Source organism: Pseudonocardia sp. SID8383, from assembly GCF_009864975.1.
In the GTDB taxonomy this organism is placed as follows: Bacteria; Actinomycetota; Actinomycetes; order Mycobacteriales; family Pseudonocardiaceae; genus Pseudonocardia; species Pseudonocardia alni.
On sequence record NZ_WWFY01000726.1, the window covers coordinates 1 to 2,129 of the forward strand.

The following is a 2,129-nucleotide window of genomic DNA, read 5'->3' on the forward strand; positions in this document are numbered from 1 at the left end:
ATGGCCGCGGCCGGGGAGAACCCGCACGGCGAGGCCGACCTGGTCTGCGCGCTGCGCGGGGACGGCCCCGTCCTCGACGGCGGCTGCGGCACCGGCCGCGTCGCGATCGAGCTGGACCGGCGCGGCGTCGCGGTCGTCGGCGTCGACCCGGACCCGGACATGATCGCCGCGGCGCGGGCCAAGGCGCCTGCGCTGCGCTGGGTCACCACGGGCCTGGAGACCCTGGACCTGCCCGAGCGGTTCGGGCTGGTCGTGCTGGCGGGCAACGTGATCCCCTACGCCGAGGACCGCGCGGGGGTGGTCGCGGGCTGTGCCCGGCACCTGCGTCCGGGCGGCCTGCTGCTGGCGGGGTTCGCCGCGCAGCCGGGCTGGCCCACCCCCGACGACCACGACGCCTGGTGCGCCTCCGCCGGGCTCGACCCGGTCGCGCGGTGGTCCACCTGGGACCGTGCGCCCTGGTCCGGCGGCGACTACGTGGTCGCCCTGCACCGCCGCGCCTGACCCGGGCGGCTCAGGGCCGGTCGGGCACCCGGCAGAGGACCTCGCCGTGCGGGATGACGATCCACCCGTCGGGGTGCGCCGCCCACTCCCGCCACGCCGCGGAGATCCCGTCCAGCTCGGACTCCCCGGCCAGCCCGCGCTCGACGGCCATCCGGCCGACGCCGGTGTGTATGCGGTCGGCCCACATCCCGCCCCAGGCGGCGCGGGCCTCCGGGGTCGCGTGGCACCAGACCGACGCCGACGGCGTCACCTCGGAGAATCCGGCCGCGTGCGCCCAGCCGAGCAGCCGTCGTCCGGCGTCGGGCTCGGCGTCGTTGCCGCGGGCGACGGCCCGGTACAGCTCCAGCCAGCGGTCCAGCCGCGGATCGTGCGGCCACCAGTGGAACCCGGCGTAGTCGGCGTCGCGGGCGGCGACCAGGCCGCCCGGCCGGGCGACCCGGCCCATCTCACGCAGCACCGCGACCGGGTCGGACACGTGCTGGAGCACCTGGTGGGCGTGCACGACGTCCCAGGTGCCGTCCGGGTCGGACAGGGCGTAGCCGTCGTCGACGGCGAACTCCACCTTCAGGCCGCGGGCGGCGGCACCGGCGCGGGCCTGCTCCAGCGGTCCGGGCACCACCTCGACGCCGCGGACCCGGCCGGGCGCGACCCGCTCGGCCAGGTCCGCGGTGATGCTGCCGGGGCCGCAGCCGACGTCGAGCAGGCTGGTGCCGGGCGTGAGCCGGTCCAGCAGGTAGGCGCACGAGTCCTCCGCGGTGCGGGCCGCGTGCGACCGGACGACGACGCCCGGATGGCCGTGGGTGTAGGTGTCGCGGGGCACGGGGTCAGCCTGGCACGGCGCTCAGCCGGGCACCCGGCGGATCCGGATCGGGCCCTTCGCCGTCGACGGGTCCACGACCCGGCCGGACTGCACGATCTCGACCCGCCCGGCGTCGACGAGCCGGCGCGCGGCCATCCGCGCCGGCTCCATGAGGTCGCGCCAGCCGTCGGGGTCGACGGCGCGGGCCGCCTCGGACGGGCAGATCGTCGCCCCGCCCCGACGCCGGTCGAGGAGCCGGGTGATCGTCGACTCCAGCTCGGTGTCGACCGGGCGGACCGTGCGCCTGCGGCAGCCCTGGGAGCAGTAGCGCACCTGCTCCCAGTCGTCGGCCCACTTCTTCCGCCACTCGATCCGCCGCCCGCAGACCACGCAGCTCTTCTCCTCCACGACCGCCATGGTCGTCCCGCACGCGGCGCTCCGCTCACCGAGAATTGTCAGGTGCCTTACTTTCAGGGCGTGGCGCGGGTGGGGAAGCGGGTACGGCAGTGGCTGGTCGTCGTGCACGTCGCGGTGTCGGTGGGGTGGATGGGCGCGGGCGCGGCGAACGTCGTGCTCGCCGCGTCGCGCTGGGTGCGGACCCGGCCACGGCGGCCGCCGGGTACCGGGTCGTCGACGTCGTCGACCGGTGGCTGGTCATCCCGCTGGCGTTCGCGGCGCTGGTCAGCGGGGTGGTCGTCGCGCTCGTGAGCCCGTGGGGCCTGACCCGGTACTGGTGGGTGCCGGCAAGCTGCCGCACTCCGTGGGCACCGGCGCGGCGCCGCGCCGGACGGGCCGCTGCGGCCCGGACCCCCGCCTGAGCAGCGCGCTC

At 77.2% G+C, this 2,129-nt stretch carries 4 protein-coding genes; 2 read left to right on the forward strand and 2 right to left on the reverse strand.

What is annotated here, in order from left to right; all coding sequences use genetic code 11:
* Positions 1 to 501, forward strand: a 501-nt coding sequence (locus GTW08_RS17580) for a class I SAM-dependent methyltransferase (RefSeq protein ID WP_073575264.1), incomplete at its 5' end; no start/stop codon positions are given.
* A gap of 10 nt (positions 502 to 511) precedes the next feature.
* Here the strand turns inward: GTW08_RS17580 and GTW08_RS17585 are convergent.
* Complete coding sequence (locus GTW08_RS17585) at positions 512 to 1,321, reverse strand: methyltransferase domain-containing protein (RefSeq protein WP_073574598.1); 810 nt, start codon at positions 1,319 to 1,321, stop codon at positions 512 to 514.
* A gap of 21 nt (positions 1,322 to 1,342) precedes the next feature.
* Complete coding sequence (locus GTW08_RS17590; RefSeq protein WP_217266861.1) at positions 1,343 to 1,708, reverse strand: DUF3253 domain-containing protein; 366 nt, start codon at positions 1,706 to 1,708, stop codon at positions 1,343 to 1,345.
* Between the two features lie 134 nt (positions 1,709 to 1,842).
* Here GTW08_RS17590 and GTW08_RS17595 point away from each other — a divergent pair, with 134 nt between their 5' ends.
* Positions 1,843 to 2,118 carry a hypothetical protein gene (locus GTW08_RS17595; RefSeq protein WP_073574600.1) on the forward strand — a complete coding sequence of 92 codons (276 nt, stop codon included), beginning with the start codon at positions 1,843 to 1,845 and terminating at the stop codon, positions 2,116 to 2,118.
* The last annotated feature ends 11 nt before the right edge of the window (positions 2,119 to 2,129 follow it).